We start from the raw sequence: 19,054 nt of genomic DNA, 5'->3' as shown, positions 1-19,054 counted from the left end.
ATGGTGAGTCGTCTTACTATTTATTCAGCCGGTTTCAGCCGAAGATGCATGACCTGACTGATCAGGCCGATTCGTATTTTGTTCAGGACATTTGTTCCTTTACCCAGCGTTCCCATTCATCTTTACTATTCCCTAAAATATAGGAGGCATATTTGTCTTTCTTTTCCCGCGGCATCCGCTCCACTGCAAAACCTCCGAGCCCGATGCTCAGTCCTGAATGCTCCGAATACAGTTTCTCAGCTAATTCAAGCGTTCCTTGAAGGTTCTCCTTCATAGTGCAAGAAAAGAACAGAAATTTGGGGTTCACTGTTTCAATGACCACATCAATGTCTTTTTCGGCAATGCTGGCACCAAGATACACAACTTCAAATCCCTTCCTCCTCAGGAACAGCGTGAAAATGAGCAAGCCCAATTCATGCCACTCGTTTGGCCCGCACACAGCCACTGCCTTTGGCAGGATTGAATTATGGGGAAAAGAGTGGAGGATGATGCCGATCCTTGACCGCAGGATAGAAGAAGCAAAATGCTCATGGGCAGTGGTAATCTCGCCTCTTTCCCATAAGTCTCCTATCTTGACCAATAAAGAGCCCAGTATATCAACCAGAACCTTATCAATCGTATATAAACTGAATGCCTGATTAATCAGATCATGTGCTTTGGATTCATCGAATTGAAGCAATGCATCAAGGAGCCTGTCCCCCAGGATTTCAGCATGATTCCCTCCATCCGCTGGAGCTTCAGGGTCTGATTCAAGTACATTATTTTCCAGCAGGGATACTGCCTGGCTGATTGTAAATCCCTGATCGATTTTACTGAGCAGCCATCTCAGCGTCTTGACATGTTCTTCTGTATAAAGGCGATGGCCGGATTCGTTCCGCTTAGGTGCGACCATCTGATAGCGCCTTTCCCAGGCTCTTAAGGTGCCCGGCTGGATGCCGAGCATCTTAGAGACAGCTTTGATGTTATATTTTCCTTCTTGATTGGCCATTTATTATCCTCCGTTTACAGCGTACAGTTCCATACATCCATTATAGGTACCCTTAGGATGTGTGTAAACTTTGTATAGGCTATGGATACCCTTTGTTAAATCAGCCTTTACGGCCAAGACGGACTAAGTGGGTTTCCGCCCTGGCACCGAGCCTCAAAGGAAGCGCAGTAGTTCCATATCCATTGCTGATGAGCAGAGTTGCCCTATCCATTGTTTTTACTTTCCCTTTTTCATAAGGGCTGTAACCTAGAATGTGTATTTGTCCTCCATGGGTGTGACCGCTTAATACCAGCCGGATTTCATGTCTTTTCTCAATCTTCCCTATGATGGAAGGATTATGGCAGGCGAGGATCCTGAAGCCTGATGGCCCGGCATCCTGAAGAGCCAGATCCAGCCGGTCCCTCCCTTTCCCGACATCGTCCACACCCATGAGGATCATGGTATCCCCATTTTCTGCTTCGAAAGAAACAGCTGTGTTATCCAGTATTTTAACACCGCTTTCCAGCAGGAGCGCATCCAGCTCCCTATGATCAAGCTCATAGTCGTTATTGCCCCAGACAAAGTAAGCCGGACCGACTGTTTTTAGTTTTTCAATATTCTCCTTCACTAAGGAGAAGGGCACTCCTTTTTCAGCCAGATCTCCGCCTATTATAACCAAGTCTGCTTTCCCTTTGAACTGTTCCAGCAGCTTATCTGAAACTTTGCGGCGGTGGATATCGGAAATGAAGAAAATTGTGACGCTTCCGAACCCTGCCGGGAAATCTTCAAACTCCAGTTCATTATGTATGACCCTGTCCTGAAAGGCTTCTTTTGCCATATAGCCAAGGAGGCAGGTTCCAATTAACACGAGGATTATGATGATTGCAAAAATATAAATGTCCATACCCGCTCCCAAAGTAACAATCTGTTTTTACCGCTTCCGGTAAAAGTCTATAGAAATAATACCATATAAAAAGGAAAAAATGAAAAGCAGGAATGCCTTCCAAAACCCCATAAAAAATAATCCCAGAAAGCAGACCAGCAAAGCTGTGATGCCGGCTGCGGCCACAAACCCTGACGCTGCCCTGCCACCCAGCCGCCTTCCGGTTTCAAGTCCCGCTTTCAGGCATGAGGCAAAACTCATAAAGCTGATGCTGAAGGCAAATGCAGCTGCCAGGAATTCCCCGGGGCTTAAAAGCAGCTGTGCCAGTGCCGCACCAGGCTTAGCCGGAAGTGAAACAGGCAGCCAAATCATAAATAGAAAGCCGCTGAAAAAACCCGACAGCAGCCTGATCATAAAGAAAAGCACAAAAAAATCCCTCCCACACCAATGTATGAAAGAGGGCAGTGTTTGTGCTTTACTTATCTAATCTTCATGAATATCCAACACCCTGAATCCGGATTCCTCCAGTTTCTTGATGAATTTATCAATATTATCTTTCTTTTCTATTTTCATGACGATCCTGCGGACCAGCTTATCTGTTTCGTCAAATGTAACTAGAGAAATGATATGTTCATGGAAATGCCTGGCAATTTCGGAAAGCCTGGCAATCCTTCCCTCTGTTTCGACCGATGTAAAAGCAATCCTTACCCCGGCACGGTTGGTTCCAAATGCCGATTGAAACTGGACCATAACATCGAAGCGGGTCACTACGCCGAGGAATTTGCCTGATGCATCCACAACCGCAAGCAGCGGGAAGTCTTTAAGGTCAAGGAGAAGCCTTTCAAAAATCTCATTGCCGCGGAGGACCACTTCCCTATGATCCGCAATGTGCCTGACCTTTGTCCCTTCTAAGTATGTCTCTTTTTCCTGATTGGAATTAAAATAGCTTTCATAAATTCCGTACCTTGTGATGATGCCGGCATATTTCTCTCCATCCAGCACCGGCAGGCCGTCGATCTGATGCTTTTCAAGCTGCTCAAGAGCACTTTGCAGCGTCTCATCGGAGCCTATCGTATAGCACGAGTGTTTAGGAATCATAACGCTTTTGACAAACATGGCCATCCCCCCAAAAAAGTAACTGACATCCATATATATTCCCTGTTTTCTGCCAGATTCCTTTATTTTAGGGTGTCTTATTTTTAATTAAAGGCAATTCTGTGATGCTGATCTTTTCCCAGCTATTTATTTTCATGGTAAAGATTAATATCATAGTTTTTTTTCATCATTTCGAATACGATATGACGGTTTTTCCATTCCTCTTCCTTTTTCCAGAGATCCTTGCTTCTGTCCACGATTTCGCATCGCAGTGCATGATATTCCTTTTCAGCCTTGTCCTTTTTCTCCTTAAAAAGATTCATTGTCCCGTAAAGACCTCCTGCTAAAAAGAGCAAATAAAGATTGGCGCTGTTCGATGCGAAGGCGGAAAACATGCTAGCAAACGAATACGAATAGGGTTCCATAACCGTATAATATAAATAAATCAGATAAAAAAAGGACACAAAAACCCCTGCCCACATGACTGCAAGATGTCTGGCTTTGTATTTGTCAAACTTGCGTTTCCGCTCTACTACCTTCTGCAGCATCTGCCTTGCAGCCTGATCTGTCCGCTCATCCAGCATTTGAATTGTTGTTTCCATACAATCCCCCTCCCCTGCCATTATATGAGTTTGTCCGGGGGGATATTCTATCGAAAGGCGGATGGCGCTTGGTCAGCCCCGGCAAGCATAAGACGCATTGTAAATAACTGAGGGTGCCAGTCTCCTTCACTAAGACCCTCTGTTCCCCTTTTTCCCGCATAGAGGGTGCTAGTCCGCTTCACTAAGACCTTCCGCACAGAGGGTACTAGTCCCTTTCACTAAGACCTTCTGTTTCTCTTTTTTCCTTACAGAGGGTGTTAGTCCGCTCCACTAAGACCCTCTGTTTCTCTTTTTTCCGCACAGAAGGTACTAGTCCGCTCCACTAAGACCCTCTGTTTCTCTTTTTTCCGCACAGAAGGTACTAGTCCGCTTCACTAAGACCTTCTGTTTCCCTTTTTTCCGCATAGAGGGTGCTAGTCCGCTTCACTAAGACCTTCTGTTTCCCTTTTTTCCACATAGAGGGTACTAGTCCGCTGCACTAAGACCCCCTGTTTCCCTTTTTCCGCACAGAGGGTACTAGTCCCTTTCACTAAGACCCTCTATTTCTCTTTTTCCCGCACAGAGGGTGTTAGTCCGCTTCACTAAAACCCTCTGACTCCTTTTGTCCGCACAGAAGGTTCCAATTCGCTGCAAACAACAAAAAAACCGGCCCTTCAAGGTACCGGCATTACTGGTTTTGCGGTATTTTCAATACTTGTCCCACGTGGATTTCATTGCCGGACAGACCGTTTGCCTGCCTGATGATTTCTATCCCGTCCTGTGACTTGAAGTATTTCATTGAAATTCTGAACATCGTTTCGCCCGGCTGTACTGTGTGTGTAACGAACTCTCCAGAGGTTTCCTTCTGTTCAGGTGCGGGCTTGGCCTGGACCTCACCGGCAGCTTTTTCTTTATCTGCTGTATTTTCCGGTTCTTTCGCACCAGTTTCAACAGCCGCTGCATCAGATGATTTCTCCAGCTCTGAAGTGCTTGAATCCTGTTTTTCTTCTTGGGCGGTATCTTTATTTAAATCTTTTGCCTGCTCTTCGCCAGCTGCAGCTTGTTTCTCCTCTTCCGCCGTTTGCTCCCCTGCTGCCGCCGGCTCATCGGCAGTCTCGCCAAAGTCCACCGTCTCGTAGCTCGTCTTGCTTGCTTCTGCAGCCTCTCCGCCAGGCTCATTGTCCATGGAGGTGTATATGCTGAATATTGCAATGGGCAGCAGAATAAAGAAGATGGCCAGCAGGCTCATGACCGGATATTTCAGCTTCCATTTAGTCTTTTTCTTCTTTTGATGGTGAAGGCTGCTCCTCGGGGGGAGCGCTTCTTTCTTTCTGTCCTTTTGTTCTGTACCGCCGTCTATTTTCTTTCGCAGGCGTTCGGCCTGGTCTCTATAAGGATCCTCTCTGTTCATCCAAATCCCTTCCTGTTTCCTCTATATTGTCCTGCTTCCGATATCTGATGGAGATGCCCAGTAAAAAATCAATCAGAAAATGCATTACGATCGTGACAGCTAGATTGCCTGTCTTTAAATAAATGATCCCGATTAAAAAGCTCAATACGATAATATTGACAAACAGGAACCAATTAAATAAATAGCGATAATGGACAGCTGCAAAGATAATGCTTGAAACCAGCAGCCCGAAGTGAGTCTGAATGACCCCCCTGAACAGCAGCTCTTCACAAAAAGCGACAATAGCTGCAATGACAGCAATATGCAAAGGGTTCCGGTTCCGGAATATCCGTTCATTAAGGCCGCCATCATCATAGTAAGAAGCAGGAACGATTTTCATCAACAGCAGGTCTGCCAGAACAACCGCAATTCCGGCACCTGCCCCTATATATAAAATATTTAAATCTTCCCAAAAAAACAAGTCGAAAAAGGAAGAAAAATCATTAAATAATATAAAGCCAAGAATCGCGGATATCGCAAGAAGCAGCAGCTGTGTTGCATACAAGTGGAACAAGAGGTCTTTATCGGATAATTCCTTGATTATTTCCATATGCTTTTTTTTCATTATGATCGCTCACTTATTGATTAGCATTCCGGCAAGGAGTTCTTTCCAGCCAGCCCTGGCCAGTCCGGAAGATTCCTCTGCCTGTCCAAAATATTTTTCCAGATCCAGACCGCAAATATCGCAGCAGGAAAGATTTTCAGGCTTTTTGCCTTCCTGAAAATATTCTGCGATTTTTTCCCTCCGGCATGATTTCGAATGGATCCAGCGGCCCACTTCCGCAATTTGCCCGTTTTTTATAAGGACCCTTCTGCGGAGAAACTCATTGATCCTGCCAGGAAGATTGTCCGCTCCCTCATCCCGCAGCCTGTCAGAAAGCTCGGTCAGCACCCGCCACTGGATGTCGGTCAGCCCTGCAGGCAGGCGGAATTCTTTTTCATTCTCTGACAGCTCTGAAGCGCCAAGCCCCTGCGTTTTAAGCAAGGAGAAAACGTAATCAACCTGGTGTTCAGAAGGAAGCTCAGCTTCAGCAAGCTGCAGGGGCAGCTGCTCATCACCCGGCGCCCAAAGAAGGACGGCGGCGCTTGCTTTGCCATCCCTTCCGGCCCGCCCGATCTCCTGCAGGTAGGACTCCAGCTGGAGAGGCATATGGAAGTGGACAACAAAACGGATATCGCTTTTGTTGATCCCCATGCCGAAAGCACTTGTGGCACAAACAATGTCAATCTGGCCGTTTACAAATTGCTGCTGGATCAGGATACGGCTTTCCTGATCCATCCCGCCATGGTAGGCCATCACCTTTTTTGAGCATTTCTCTTTTAGAGACAGAGCTGCCTGTTCGGCCATTTTCTTGCTGGAAAAATATATAATCCCCGGTCCGCTGAACAGCTGAACAAGTTCCTGCAGCCTTGATGCCTTTGCCTGGTAGCCGCTGTGCTTCTCGACAGTCAGGCTGATATTGGGCCTGTCCACAGAAGAAATGACCTGCTCACAGTTTTCCACCTCAAGCCTTGAAATGATATCATTTACTGTCTCGGGTGTCGCGGTAGCTGTCAGTGCCAGTGTCAGCGGACTGCCAAGCTGTTTTCTAGTTTCGCCAAGGCGAAGATAATCCGGCCTGAAATCATAGCCCCACTGTGAAATGCAATGGGCTTCATCTACTACAAATAATGCAATCCTCAGCTTCTTGATCATATTGAGCACAGAAGCTGTATTAAGCATTTCAGGAGAAATAAAGATGAATTTAAAGCTCTGAAGGCTGTCAAAAGCCCAGCGCTTTTCCTCAAAGCTTAAAAATGAGTTGAGTGCAACGACCCTTTTTTCACCGTTCATCTTCATCTGTTCTACCTGGTCCTGCATCAAGGAAAGGAGCGGCGAAACGATGAGAACAGTGCCCTCAAGCAAGTAGCCCGGCAGCTGGTAGCAGATGGATTTCCCTGTGCCGGTCGGAAGCATTGCCAGTGTATGCCGTCCATCCAGGATGGAGGAAATGGCCTCCCTTTGCCCTTTTCTAAAAGATGAGAAGCCGAAATATCTATGGAGCTCTTTTTCAAGCATCATTTCCGTCGCCATACTTGGCCATCACCAGCCTTATTTCAAAATACTCCGCACCGCCTGCCAGCCGCCTGATATGCTTAAGCTGCCGTGACTCGGCATTCATGGCTGCACTCCTGATAAGTTCCTGCTTTTCGGCCTGTACATAGGGATCGATGCTGAACCCCTCTACATTCAGAGCCAGCTCTACAATATGGTCTTCTATTGTGCTTCTTTTAAGTCCCCTTGCCTGAATTATCTTGTCCAGGCAAACACCCTGCTTCAGCATCATATACGTCTTCTGCGCGGACTGTGTCAGCGGAATGGATGACTCTTCGCCGGTAAATAATAACCGGAGGACAGGAAAGCTGCTGCGGTCTTCCATGATGCGAACAATCAGATAGTGCAGGATGGACAGGAAGCAGAACCGGTAATAATCGCTGTCAAAATTCATAGCCTCAGCTGCCTGTTCAGATGTCAGGCCAATATGGCCGGCACCAGTAAGCCTTAGGACAATGATAGAAGGATCGGTCTCTCTGTATGATTCCAGCAAAGCCTCCAGCTCACCATAAAGTCCGGCAGCGAGGGCCTTTTTATCCATCTTCGCTTCGCGCAGGGCTTTTTTCAGCCAAATATGGGCGGCCCTTCTTCTTTGGATCGGAATATAATGTGAATTATTATGGCTAAGCTGGGAAACCACCTGAACGAGCAGCGACAGCCTCTCCCAAAAAAGGGCAGACTTGTCATGAAGCTTCCACCCATTCAATGTTGATGGAATTGGCGTTTTCTGCAGCTGGGCAGCAAGGGCTGAAGCTCCCTCGTCTGTGACCATGTAATGAAGCTCTTCCTTCTCTTGGATCAAGCCTTGTTTTTCCAGATGCTTTATCTTCTCATCAAGATCAGCCCTCTCCAGTGAAGGGCAAGTCTGGAATAAAGCGCCAAGCTGGAATAGATGGGCATCCTGAATTGTCTGCGATGACTTTTTTCCATTCAGCAGATGATAGATCGAATAGATGGTCCTCTCGCCGTTCAGCTTGTCCAGACAGTATAAAATAATCATTTGCAGATAGTTAATAGGCATAAAATTCACCTTGCTTGTATATTTTTAGCCTTTTTGCTAATATAACACTTTAAAGCGGCAATATATATTACATTTTTAAGCAGCCTGTTCCTTTATATTATTTTAACATGTTTAGAAATAACCAGGCTGTTTTAAAACATGCACACAGGGTATTAAATGTTGCAAACCCTGATGTGATAAGCATTCTCAATACATTTTCTATTGAAAAGTAAAGAAAGCACACTTACAATAGGTGTATGAGGAAAGAGTTTCCGTACGGCAGAAAGCGGAAACGGCGACTATTTCGGTTAATTGATTGGGAGGTTTTTTACATGGCAAAGTATACAATTGTTGACAAAGAAACATGTATTGCATGCGGCGCATGCGGAGCTGCTGCTCCAGATATTTATGATTATGATGATGAAGGCATTGCATTCGTTACACTTGATGAAAATGAAGGCATCGTTGAAATTCCTGATGTATTAATAGACGATATGATGGATGCATTTGAAGGCTGCCCGACTGATTCCATCAAAGTTGCGGATGAGCCGTTTGAGGGCGATGCCCTTAAATTTGAATAGCAGACACTGAAAAACAGCCTCCTTTTTGAGGCTGTTTTTTTATGTTTTGTCTCTCGGCAAGTTCCCGCTCCCGCCGGACACTAGGCATTCTTTAGGGAATCGGTCTTGCAAAAGCTGCCGCAGGACAAGGTGTTCACTGTCTGCATCCTAAGGATTCAGGCTCTTTTCGCTCTTTCTCTTGCCTGACTTTAAATTTGCACATAAAAAAAACTGCAGTGCAGGCTGCAGTTTTTCCTTTATTTATGCAGCACTGCGGTATGCAGACTGCTTATTGATCCATGGGTTCATTTTGGCAAACAGAAGCATGAAGATCCCGGTGATGATCAGGCCTTTTACGATGTTGAACGGCAGGATGGCTGTTACAACCATTGTGCGCGTTTCAGGCGCTGACATGGCAGGCATGTTCAGGAACAGCGTATAGGCAGGCAAAATGATGAAATAATTCAGGATGCTCATCAGCACTGCCATGATGAAGGTTGAAATGACCAGGGCAGCTGTCATGCCTTTATTCGTCCTCAGTTTATTGTAGATATAATAGGTTGGAAGCACGAAAAGGATTCCGGCAGCAAAGTTTGCCAAATGTCCTACCGGTACACCGGTGGCGCTTCCTGTCATAAAATAATCCAGTACATTTTTAAATAATTCCACAAGTATCCCTGCAGCCGGACCAAAGATCAACGCAGCAATCAATGCAGGTATGTCGCTGAAGTCAATCATTAAGAATTTCGGAAACGGCGGTATTGGGAAATTCAGCAGCATCAGTACGTATGATATGCTGCTCAGCATTGCAATTGAAACCAAAGCTTTAATAGAAAATTTCTTCATGTTGTTCCTCTCTCCTTTTTAGGATCCATCTCACCTAAAGAAGAAAGGTTCGGCAAAAAAAGCCAGTGCCATTGAAATAGAAATCCCCCAAGCAAACTGCTTGAGGGAGAATTTACAAAGGCAAGCTTAATAAACGTTCAATTCCTGCATCTTTTGAACGTTTGCAGAACCTCCATCTTCTCCCATCCAGACTGTACTGTCGGCTTTGGAATCTCACCAAATCCTGCCCAATAAAACAGGCTCGCGGGCTTAGAGCAACTTGCCTCATCACCGCCGGTCGGGAATTTCACCCTGCCCCGAAGATAGACCATATTAAATTATATTTGAACCCCTAATTGGAATTCTGAATTTATTATACTGAAAAAAAACCCTCTTGTGAAGAAAATTGCTCTAACTTTTTGCCGGATCCCCTATTCCCCACTCAGATCGTCACTATGGACCTTGATGCCCGCTTTGCACTAACTACTTCTTCTCAAGCGCCCGGATAAATTCCCGCATATACTCCGGAAGATCAGGCGGCCTTCTGCTTGATACAATATGGCCGTCCGTTACAGCAGGCTCATCAACCCAGATTGCTCCTGCATTCTCCATATCATCCTTGATTCCCGGGGTACTCGTGACTGTGCGGCCTTCAAGGATCTTTGCAGATATAAGCACCCATCCTGCATGGCATATCTGTCCGATCGGTTTCTTCGCTTCATCCATTTCCCTGATGAGTGAAATAACTTCCGGGAACCTCCTGATTTTATCAGGCGCCCATCCGCCCGGCACCAGGATGGCGTCATAATCATCAGCGGAGATCTCTGAATAGGCATAATCGGACTTCGCCTGGACCCCGTACTTCCCCAGATATGTTTCATTCGCTGTTTCACCTGCCAGCTCTACAATGGCCCCTTCTTCCCGAAGCCGCAGAATGGGATACCAAAGCTCCAGGTCTTCAAACTCGTGATGTACCAGGCTGATAATTTTTTTGCCTTCCAGTCTCATAAATAAGCACTCCTTTTTTCATGGTTACAGTCATTCTACCCCTAATCTGCCTGCATGTCTCCCCTCCGGCCCTGGCCCCCCGGCAGATTTAGGCTTTTCCTGGCTTTTTTTGCCGAATCCCAACTTGTTTTGTCATGAGGGAAGGAATGTCTTCCTGTTTGCAGTATTTGTAAGATAAAGGAGTGATGAAAATGAATACAAATAAAGCTGCCAGCTCTTTGGGAGTATCGCCGAGCACAATCCAGCGCTGGGTTAAACAGTTCGGTCTTGAAGTCGGAAGGAATGAACTTGGCCACTACCATTTTGAGGAAGATCAATTAGAAATCCTGAAAGATATACAATCCCAGATCCAGAACGGTGCCCTTGTCCATGAAGTAAAGCTCTCGGTCCAAAAAACACCGGAAGTGAAGCAGCAGAATGAGGATCACTCTGTTCAAATAAAGGAATTGGCAGATAAGGTCACCCAGCTGGACTCCCGGCTTGATTCCAAGGCTGATGACGTCGTTTCCTACCAGCTGCTGCAGCACCGCCGTGAAATTGAAGATCTGAAGACCCAGCTGCTGCAGATGGCTGAAAAGGTAGGTCAGCTCGAAGCTTCATCACAAATTGCTGCTTCTGATCAGCTCCCTGTTTTTGATCATCCTTCGATCAAAAGAAGCTGGAAGAAAAAGAATATTATCAGCATGCTTTTCGGTTTTTGAGCACGCCACGGGGCGGTGCTTTTTTTTTCAAAGCGGCAGACTTCGCACGTCAAGCTGACGCTGCTGAAGCCTTTAAAATAAAAGCCTGCAGTCCAGGAACCGGGTCTGGCCGGAATGTATTGCCAGGGTCAAAGGCTCTTCTTTTTTGTGCTTGAAGTAAGGACTCAGGTACTCTGCCGGATCTATGGGTGCTTGACTCTCCAGCAAAATGACAGTCATGTACTCATTCAGGCTCCTGGATACATAAACACTCCCCAAATCGGGCAGTCATGTACTCATTCGGGCATCTGCGTTCCTTAATAGAACAAGTCTTTCCCGCATTTCTAAAAAAAAACTTTTTATTTCTCCGATCCTGTGATAGTATTGTAAAAAAATATTGGGCATTGAAAAGGTATAGTAATGTATTTCTCCCTGTTTTAGAGAGCCGGTGGCAGGTGAAAACCGGTACAAAGAAATGGCATGAATTTCCCCTTGGAGCATTTTCCGTGAACTCTTGGATAAGAAAGCGGAAAACGGTAGTGTATACCGTTATCAAACAAAGTGGTGAAGATGTTTTCACAAAAATGGGTGGTACCGCGATATAATCGTCCCTGCTGTTATGCAGGGGCGTTTTTTATTTTCTGTGCCTGGAATTTTCTTCACAATGAGGGTGGTACCGCGAATTTTTTTCGTCCCTGCATGAATTTCATGCAGGGATTTTTATTTGCTTCAATGCCCGCTGAAATAATCTTTAGGAGAGTGATAGTATGGAAAAACAAAAATGGGGGACAAAAATCGGGTTCATCCTATCTGCTGCCGGCTCTGCGATCGGTCTTGGCGCTATCTGGAAATTCCCGTATATGACAGGGATCGGCGGAGGCGGCGCATTCTTCCTTGTTTTTATTCTGTTCACTTTATTCATTGGCCTGCCCATCCTGCTTGCCGAATTTGTCATTGGCAGAAGCACTCAAAAGGAGGCAGTTGCAGCCTATAAAACAATTGCTCCGGGTTCACTATGGCCATGGGTCGGCAGAATGGGCGTTGCCGCCTGCTTCCTGCTCTTATCTTTTTATAGTGTCATTGGCGGGTGGATCCTTATTTATCTCTGGTATGCCCTTTCCGGAAAGCTGTGGACCGAGGGGCTGAACTTTGAAGCTGTCTTTGGCGAAGCCATTTCCGACCCGATGCTTGCTGCAGGTGCCCAACTGGTTTTCATCCTGCTTTCGGTTCTGATTGTCAGCCGGGGGGTGCAGGGCGGCCTTGAAAAGGTCAACAAATATTTTATGCCGGCATTATTCATCATGTTCGTGGCTTTGATTGCACGGTCATTGAGCTTTGATAATGCCATCGAAGGAGTCAAATTCTTTTTGCAGCCAGACTTTGGCAAGATGACGCCTGATGTGTTTCTATACGCCTTGGGGCAGTCCTTTTTCTCGCTGTCTGTAGGCGTGTCCGTAATGGTGACATACAGTTCCTATCTATCCAAGAAGGAAAATATCACAAAAGCTGCTTTCTCAATCACAGGGCTGACGCTCCTGATTGCTCTTCTCGCAGGACTGGCGATTTTCCCTGCCATTTTCTCTTTTGGCATGGAGCCAGAAGAAGGGCCGGGCCTTCTGTTCATTGTTCTTCCGGCCATATTCAGCAAAATCGCCTTCGGGGAGTTCTTTTTCATACTCTTCCTGCTGCTGTTCTTTTTTGCTGCTTTGACTTCGGCTATTTCCATGCTGGAAATCAATGTGGCGGCTGCGGGCAAAAAGGCAGGCAGAACAAAGGCAAGCATCCTTTTCGGACTGCTGATATTTGCAGCCGGCATCCCTTCCGCCCTGTCTTTTGGCGAATGGAGTGACATCCTGATCTTCGGAAAAACTTTCTTTGATTCAGCCGACTATCTTGTCTCTAATATCCTCCTGCCTCTAGGTGCCTTATTCATTACTATTTTCGTTCCCTGGCGGATGGACAGGAACACACTGGTCAAAGAACTGCAGGCAGGATCCGGCATGGCCCGGCGGCTGTTCGCCTTCTGGCTGCTCCTGCTGAAATACGCAGTTCCTGCAGCCATTATCATTGTTTTCCTGAATGGAACAGGAATAATAAAATTTTAGGCTGAATGCCAGGGATTCCCCTGGCATTTTCTTATGCTATTCAAAAAGCATCACTCAAACCTGAAAACTTCTTTTATAATAAAGCGTTTACATCCAAACAAGAACGTTTTGCCTCATTGACAGAAAATTGTTCGTCTTGTAAAATTATCAGAAAATTATTATAAAGCAGGTGGATTGGCTATGTTTCAAATTCTTGTTGCAGATTCAATCAGCGGAGCAGGATTGCTTCCTCTCACTGAGATGGAGAATGCCCGGCTGATACAAAAAAAGACAGATGACCCTGAAGCAGATCTGGAAAATATAGATGCCCTTTTGGTCAGGAGCGCCACAACAGTGGACTGTGAACTGCTCGATAAAATGCCAAGACTCCAAATTATTGCAAGAGCTGGTGTCGGGGTCGACAATATTGACGTTGCTGAGGCTACTAAAAGAGGGATCGTGGTGGTCAATGCCCCTGATGGAAATACCATTTCCACTGCAGAGCACACTTTTGCAATGATGGCTTCTTTGATGAGGAATATCCCCCAGGCCCACCGGACCGTCAAAAATCTGGAATGGAACAGAAATAGCTTCATCGGGAATGAGCTGTTCGGAAAGACACTTGGCATTGTCGGCATGGGCAGGATTGGTTCTGAGCTGGCCAAGCGCGCTAAGGCCTTTGGCATGTCCATTTCTGTTTATGATCCTTTCTTGACGAAAGAACGGGCTGCCAAGCTTGCCGTTGAAAGCCTTCCTCTTGAGGAAGTGCTGAAAAAAGCGGATATTATCACTGTCCATACTCCACTGACCCCTCAGACAAAGGGCCTGATTGACGCCAAAAAAATAGAATTGACCAAAAAAGGCGTTTATTTCCTTAATTGCGCCCGCGGCGGGATCATCAATGAAAAGGATCTTGCAGAATATATCAGGAACGGGCATATTGCAGGTGCTGCCCTTGATGTTTTTGAAGAGGAGCCTCCTTTCGATAATCCGCTCCTCAGGTTTGACAATGTGATTGTAACCCCTCATCTCGGCGCTTCAACAAGGGAGGCACAGCTGAATGTCGCAACACAGGTAGCCGAGGAAGTCCGGCTTTTTCTGGAAAATAAGCCTGTCTCCAACAGCATCAATCTTCCGGCGATGTCGAAGGAGATCTATGATAAAATACAGCCTTTCCACCAGCTTTCCAAGCAAATCGGCCTGATTCTTTCACAGTGCGTGACTGAAGGGGTCCAGGAAATTTCCATCACCTATTCCGGGACTGTCACAGAGCTGGAAACTTCTTATCTGACAAAAGCCTTATTATCTGGTTTTTTCAAGAACCGCATAGATATTCACGTGAACGAAGTGAACGCGCTTTTAACTGCAAAAGAACGCGGCATAACAATCGGTGAAAAGATATCAGTGTCAGGATTCGGCTATGCGAACTGCATCTCCGTTGCAGCGAGAAACGATAAAAGCGAATTTATTGTCAGAGGGACATTCATTGAAAATTACGGTCCGCGCATCGTATTCCTGAATGGATTCAATATTGACTTCCTTCCCGAGGGAGAACTTCTTTATATTCAGCATATGGACCGTCCAGGGGTAATCGGGCGGGTAGGAAAAGTCCTGGGCGACCATTCCATCAATATCGCCGCCATGCAGGTAGGGCGGAAAGAGGCCGGCGGTGAAGCCATCATGGTTTTATCATTTGATAAGCCTCTTGGAGAAAGCTCGTTCAAATTGCTTGAAGGCCAGGAAGATATCGTTTCGATCAGGAATATATCTCTATAGCAGCACAAAAAGAAGAAGATGGCGGAAACCGCCATCTTCTTTTTCCTCTTCAGCCGATCGGATGCTCAACCCTTTCTCCCTTGGAAAAGGTCATGATTTTCTCATAACCCGCTTCTCTTGCCAGCAGGAGCGCCTGATCAAAATCGGCGCCTACATCCTTCGGAAAGTGGGCATCGGATGACAGGACAATCGGAATGTTTTTCTCATAGCATTTCCTTAAGAGCCTCGGATCCGGGTAAAGCTCCCCTACAGGCTTCCTCAGCCCGGCTGTACTGATTTCGACACAGGTTTTTGATTCAGCAAGGGCATTTACAGCCCTTTCATACTGCTCCAGCAGGAAGTCTTCATCCTGCGGTACATATTTAAATATTTTCACTAAATCGATATGGCCGATGATATCGAAGAGATTGGACTGGGCAAGGGTGACGACCTGGTCAAAATAGACTCGGTATACTTCATACAGATCCCTTTTGTCCCATTCATGCCTGTATTCTGAAAGGTCAATCCCAAAATCCCCGATCCAATGGATAGACCCAATTATGTAATCAAAGTCATAGCCCGTGATAAACCGGCGCATTTCATCATGCTTTCCCGGGGTATAATCCATTTCGATCGACATCTTCACATCAATGCCGCTGTTCCAGGCCTCCCTGAAAAGCGCAGTATAATCATTCATATCATAATAGCGCCTTTCATCTACCCATGGATTCCTCAGTATATCTGCAGTCTGATAGAAATGGTAGGCATGCTCGGAAATGCCGAAGTGGGCAATTCCTTTTTCCTCGGCTTTGTCTGTAAATTGTTTTAAATAATCAAGCGTCAAAGTGCCTTTTTCCAGGTGATTATGGTAATCGGTAAGCAAAGTATCCCCTCCCCAATTTTATTCATTATACTTCGGGAGAGGACAGGCTTCAATCTATTCTGTGAATTATCCGGCAGAAAGAATATCTCCGGGATGAATGATGTCATCTGCCAGACTGTTTGCTTTTTTAAGCTGTGATACTGTGGTCCCCAATTTGGCTGATATAGAATACAAAGTATCTCCGGTTTTCACTTCATATACTGGTGCAGCAGCTTCTTTGCCCTTCTCATGGCTCCTGGAAGCAATCATCAGCTGCCGCAGCCTGAGCCTATGCTCACGCGCCTCGGCAGCGGGCACTGCTGGAGGCTTAAGAATGGAATTTTTCATTGTTTCACTGGCTGCTGTACCTTTCCTCCCGGCACTTTCGTCATTTCTGCCTGCAGCGGCGAAGGGCTGTCCATTATCATCTGCTAGCAGCAGGCTGGCCGTTTCAATAGTATTGGAACCTTCTGCAGGCTGCACTGAACTGACGGCCGAACCGATCTCAGTTTCTCCTAGTGCAAGGAATGGATCGACAGCGTTCTGCTTATCGTATGTCCATTCTGATATATGTACTTCGAAATGAAGATGGACACCAGAGGAATCCCCTGTATTGCCCATAGTGCCGATTGTCTGGCCCTGCAGCACCTTTTCCCCTTCTGCTGCCTTTCTCTCCTGGAGATGGGCATAAACGGTCTCAGTGCCATTCTGATGCTTAATAAATATTACATTCCCATAAGAATCAGAATAATAGGATCTGGTCACAATGCCCTCCTCTGCTGCATAAACCGGTGTACCGGGGGCTGAAGCGATATCAATTCCTTTGTGTGCGCCATTCCGGGTGCCAAAGCAATCAGACAGGACACCATCTGCCGGCCATTGCCAGCCTGAAGCAAACACTTCATCATGCAGTTCTGAAGCCTGCGGCTGCCTGCCGCCGATGAAAAGCAGGCTAATGAATACCAGCACAAGCCATGCTATTAAAAACCTTCTTATATAATCTCTCATATGATCCTCCTTGCCATTTCAGCTTTACTTTCCCACCGTATGAAAGCATGTCCTATATTAGAACCTCCGTGTCCGGAAATCTTATTATTCCTGCACGATTTCCCGGGAGAAAACACAGCCATTATTATGCAATTACGGCAGACGGTTTTATACATGAAAGAATATTAAGGTTATTTAGGAAAATGCAAAGGCAGGTGAAGCTATAGACCGTAATCTAAGGAGAAAATATATTTTGTTATTCTTCAAAAATAAAAACAGGGTTCAGCCTATGGGCCGATCCCTGTTCTATGCATATATTTTAAAATTATGGGAGCTGCCGCAAGTTCGGCGCTGCCGGAACATTCAATGCTTCCTGCAGCTGAAAGCTTCCTACTTCTTCAATCTCGGCATTATCCAGCTTTACTGTACTGTAATTGAATCCTTTGGCCATCAGAAGGATCGCTTCGATGGTATACGACGAAACCGCATTATCCTCAAGCTTAGTGCCTTCTTCCAGGGTCAGTGTGAGCTCACTGCCTTCGCCTTCGGACTCTGTCTCGCTTTTTATATTCATATCGCTTGGGATAGACGGCTCCAGCCCAAGCGTGTCTTTGTTCAGTTTCATTGCCTCGATTGCTTCCTGTATTGAGCCATAGCTTTCTTCTCCAGGCACAATGAATGGGGGAGATTGAGGATTAGTGTATAAAAAGTAATAAGCATGATTTCCTTTGTCATCTGCAACGGGAAGACTTTCTACCACTCCTGTGTGAGGGTATTCTACTCCTGGTTCTCCCTCTGTTGTCAAAAGGACTGATTTTGCATGAAGCGAATCAATATTATTCGTTAAAATACTGTTGAACAAGACTTCTTTAGCAGAGCCGTTTAAGTCTGCTTCTTTTGTCAGGTCTGCTGTCAAAGTTTCAGTTTCCTGATCATAATACAGCTCAGTTTCCGGGATCGGATAAGCTTCGCCCAGCCCCCATTCTTCCTCCGTCAGCTTTTCCATAGTTTCTTTATATAAATCAAATTCTGTCTTGCCTTCCTCCGGTGCAGCAAGGACGCTTACAGGCACTAGTGTCTGTATATTTGCATCAGGGATGGCATAGGTAAGGATCGTCTGCCCCTGAACATCTTCTTCATATAAAGCGGTCCGGTAGTCGCTTTCTTCTTCCGCAAAAGAAGCCAGCCCCGCTTTCCCGTCATCCTCCTGCACTTCTGTTTCTGACGGCTCTGCCTCAGAATCATTTTGGACCCCTGCCTCCCCTTCGCTGGTGTCTTCACTTTTTTGGGCAGTCTCATAGCTGTTTTCTTTCTGTTCAGAAGGTTCAATTCCTGAAGAAGCCTGGTCGCCTTTGTTTTCTGCCGCCTGATCTGCAGATTCCTGAAACTGCTGACCGGTCATGCCCGGAATCAGGATAAAGAGAAGAAGGACAGCCGCAGCAGCTGCCGCTGCAGGAATGACCCAGAATGTGCGTCTCCGCTTCCGCATCCGGCGGGATACATTCTGGTAGATTTCCTGTGGGGCCCGCTCATCCTGTATCTTTGGAAGCTGCCGGAGCAGCCTCTCAAGCTGTTCATCGTTCCACTCTGATTTTTTCACCATCTCTTCCCTCCTTTATCAATAAAGTCTCCATATGGCCCTTCAATACCTTCAGAGCCCTGTGCTGGGTTGTCTTCACCTTGCTTTCGGTCCAATGGAGGGCTTCGGCCGTTTCCGAAATAGACAGCTCCTGGATATATCTCATAATAATCACCATCTTCTGGTCGACTGTGCATAAGTCAAGGCAGCGGTAGATCATCTGGATTTCTTCGCGCTGCATAGCGATATCTTCCGGTACAGGGCTGTCGTCCCTGATCTGCTGCTCCGTCCAGTCGAACTTTTCCAGTATCCTCTGTTTCCAACCTTTCTGCTTCCGGAAAGAATCGATTGCAACATTACGGGCAATAGAGAATAACCAGGTTTTCTCGCTGCTTTTTCCTTCAAACCGGTCATATGATTTAAGGACACGGATATATACTTCCTGCACCAGATCCTCGGCCAGCTCTTTGCTCTTCACCATATAAAATAGGAATTGAAAAACGTCCTGATGATAATTGGTATATAAGTCATCAAAAACGGAGTCCATAGGTCTTCCCTCCCCGTTCATAAATTAGTCGCAGTTTATGTACAAAAAGTTACATCTATAAATATAGTATTTCTCAGAAAAAAAAGGAAGGGACTT

Annotated in this window: 19 protein-coding genes, 1 riboswitch and 1 other annotated feature; of the genes, 4 read left to right on the top strand and 15 right to left on the bottom strand. The window is 46.1% G+C overall.

The features are described from left to right. Positions 1 to 82: 82 nt before the first annotated feature. The 9 genes from Q9R36_RS06445 to Q9R36_RS06405 form a co-directional block, all read right to left on the bottom strand. Entirely contained in the window at positions 83 to 988 is a 906-nt protein-coding gene (locus Q9R36_RS06445) for a MerR family transcriptional regulator (RefSeq protein WP_022544144.1), read from the bottom strand. A 100-nt stretch (positions 989 to 1,088) separates the two neighbouring features. After that, positions 1,089 to 1,871, bottom strand: coding sequence for a metallophosphoesterase (locus Q9R36_RS06440; RefSeq protein ID WP_311224674.1), 783 nt, complete (start codon positions 1,869 to 1,871; stop codon positions 1,089 to 1,091). 27 nt (positions 1,872 to 1,898) lie between these two features. Next, positions 1,899 to 2,276, bottom strand: coding sequence for a hypothetical protein (locus tag Q9R36_RS06435; RefSeq protein ID WP_187445348.1), 378 nt, complete (start codon positions 2,274 to 2,276; stop codon positions 1,899 to 1,901). Between the two features lie 57 nt (positions 2,277 to 2,333). Further along, on the bottom strand, positions 2,334 to 2,966 hold the full coding sequence (locus Q9R36_RS06430; protein WP_311224673.1) for a CBS domain-containing protein: 633 nt from the start codon (positions 2,964 to 2,966) through the stop codon (positions 2,334 to 2,336). 122 nt (positions 2,967 to 3,088) lie between these two features. Continuing rightward, entirely contained in the window at positions 3,089 to 3,547 is a 459-nt protein-coding gene (locus tag Q9R36_RS06425) for a YpbF family protein (protein WP_094767139.1), read from the bottom strand. Positions 3,548 to 4,214: 667 nt separating this feature from the next. Then, a complete protein-coding gene (locus Q9R36_RS06420; protein ID WP_009794809.1) occupies positions 4,215 to 4,937 on the bottom strand; it encodes a LysM peptidoglycan-binding domain-containing protein in 723 nt (240 codons plus the stop codon). After that, positions 4,915 to 5,541: a CPBP family intramembrane glutamic endopeptidase gene (locus Q9R36_RS06415; protein ID WP_009794808.1), complete on the bottom strand. Its 627-nt coding sequence runs from the start codon at positions 5,539 to 5,541 to the stop codon at positions 4,915 to 4,917. Before Q9R36_RS06415 ends, Q9R36_RS06420 begins: the two co-directional genes overlap by 23 nt. Positions 5,542 to 5,550: 9 nt before the next feature. After that, positions 5,551 to 7,050 carry a RecQ family ATP-dependent DNA helicase gene (locus Q9R36_RS06410; protein ID WP_311224672.1) on the bottom strand — a complete coding sequence of 500 codons (1,500 nt, stop codon included), beginning with the start codon at positions 7,048 to 7,050 and terminating at the stop codon, positions 5,551 to 5,553. Beyond that, positions 7,028 to 8,092: a YpbB family protein gene (locus tag Q9R36_RS06405; protein WP_311224671.1), complete on the bottom strand. Its 1,065-nt coding sequence runs from the start codon at positions 8,090 to 8,092 to the stop codon at positions 7,028 to 7,030. Before Q9R36_RS06405 ends, Q9R36_RS06410 begins: the two co-directional genes overlap by 23 nt. Before the next feature lie 311 nt (positions 8,093 to 8,403). Between Q9R36_RS06405 and Q9R36_RS06400 the strand changes: the two genes are divergently transcribed. Next, a complete protein-coding gene (locus Q9R36_RS06400; RefSeq protein WP_009794805.1) occupies positions 8,404 to 8,652 on the top strand; it encodes a ferredoxin in 249 nt (82 codons plus the stop codon). Between the two features lie 240 nt (positions 8,653 to 8,892). Here the strand turns inward: Q9R36_RS06400 and Q9R36_RS06395 are convergent, their stop codons facing one another. Further along, the gene (locus Q9R36_RS06395; protein WP_022544148.1) at positions 8,893 to 9,477 is read right to left on the bottom strand and encodes an ECF transporter S component; all 585 of its coding nucleotides are present in this window, start codon (positions 9,475 to 9,477) and stop codon (positions 8,893 to 8,895) included. Between the two features lie 170 nt (positions 9,478 to 9,647). Next, a riboswitch (FMN riboswitch) is annotated at positions 9,648 to 9,785 on the bottom strand. Positions 9,786 to 9,939: 154 nt separating this feature from the next. Continuing rightward, on the bottom strand, positions 9,940 to 10,464 hold the full coding sequence (locus tag Q9R36_RS06390; RefSeq protein WP_311224670.1) for a type 1 glutamine amidotransferase domain-containing protein: 525 nt from the start codon (positions 10,462 to 10,464) through the stop codon (positions 9,940 to 9,942). A 191-nt stretch (positions 10,465 to 10,655) separates the two neighbouring features. Here Q9R36_RS06390 and Q9R36_RS06385 point away from each other — a divergent pair, with 191 nt between their 5' ends. The 3 genes from Q9R36_RS06385 to serA all read left to right on the top strand — a co-directional run bounded on the left by Q9R36_RS06385 (position 10,656) and on the right by serA (position 15,004). After that, positions 10,656 to 11,165 carry a MerR family transcriptional regulator gene (locus Q9R36_RS06385; protein ID WP_180827352.1) on the top strand — a complete coding sequence of 170 codons (510 nt, stop codon included), beginning with the start codon at positions 10,656 to 10,658 and terminating at the stop codon, positions 11,163 to 11,165. A 374-nt stretch (positions 11,166 to 11,539) separates the two neighbouring features. Next, positions 11,540 to 11,760: a binding site (T-box leader), on the top strand. 151 nt (positions 11,761 to 11,911) lie between these two features. After that, a complete protein-coding gene (locus Q9R36_RS06380) occupies positions 11,912 to 13,249 on the top strand; it encodes a sodium-dependent transporter (RefSeq protein WP_009794796.1) in 1,338 nt (445 codons plus the stop codon). Between the two features lie 180 nt (positions 13,250 to 13,429). Further along, positions 13,430 to 15,004: a phosphoglycerate dehydrogenase gene (gene serA / locus Q9R36_RS06375; protein ID WP_009794795.1), complete on the top strand. Its 1,575-nt coding sequence runs from the start codon at positions 13,430 to 13,432 to the stop codon at positions 15,002 to 15,004. Positions 15,005 to 15,053: 49 nt separating this feature from the next. On the opposite strand, the gene Q9R36_RS06370 is transcribed toward serA, so the two are convergent. From Q9R36_RS06370 to sigX, 4 genes are all read right to left on the bottom strand, one after another. Further along, positions 15,054 to 15,866 (bottom strand): histidinol-phosphatase, encoded by an 813-nt coding sequence (locus Q9R36_RS06370; RefSeq protein ID WP_311224669.1) that lies wholly within the window; start codon positions 15,864 to 15,866, stop codon positions 15,054 to 15,056. Between the two features lie 66 nt (positions 15,867 to 15,932). Next, positions 15,933 to 16,853 carry a peptidoglycan DD-metalloendopeptidase family protein gene (locus tag Q9R36_RS06365; RefSeq protein ID WP_094767133.1) on the bottom strand — a complete coding sequence of 307 codons (921 nt, stop codon included), beginning with the start codon at positions 16,851 to 16,853 and terminating at the stop codon, positions 15,933 to 15,935. Between the two features lie 304 nt (positions 16,854 to 17,157). Next, positions 17,158 to 18,435: a hypothetical protein gene (locus tag Q9R36_RS06360; RefSeq protein WP_306009045.1), complete on the bottom strand. Its 1,278-nt coding sequence runs from the start codon at positions 18,433 to 18,435 to the stop codon at positions 17,158 to 17,160. Further along, positions 18,407 to 18,958, bottom strand: a complete 552-nt coding sequence (sigX, locus tag Q9R36_RS06355) for an RNA polymerase sigma factor SigX (RefSeq protein ID WP_022544150.1) — start codon at positions 18,956 to 18,958, stop codon at positions 18,407 to 18,409. Before sigX ends, Q9R36_RS06360 begins: the two co-directional genes overlap by 29 nt. Positions 18,959 to 19,054: the final 96 nt, after the last annotated feature.

It is taken from the genome of Bacillus sp. AG4(2022), assembly GCF_031844465.1.
Taxonomy (GTDB): Bacteria; Bacillota; Bacilli; order Bacillales; family Cytobacillaceae; genus Bacillus_AB; species Bacillus_AB infantis.
The sequence above is the reverse complement of the archived record's forward strand: the minus strand, read 5'-3'. Positions and strand labels throughout refer to the sequence as shown.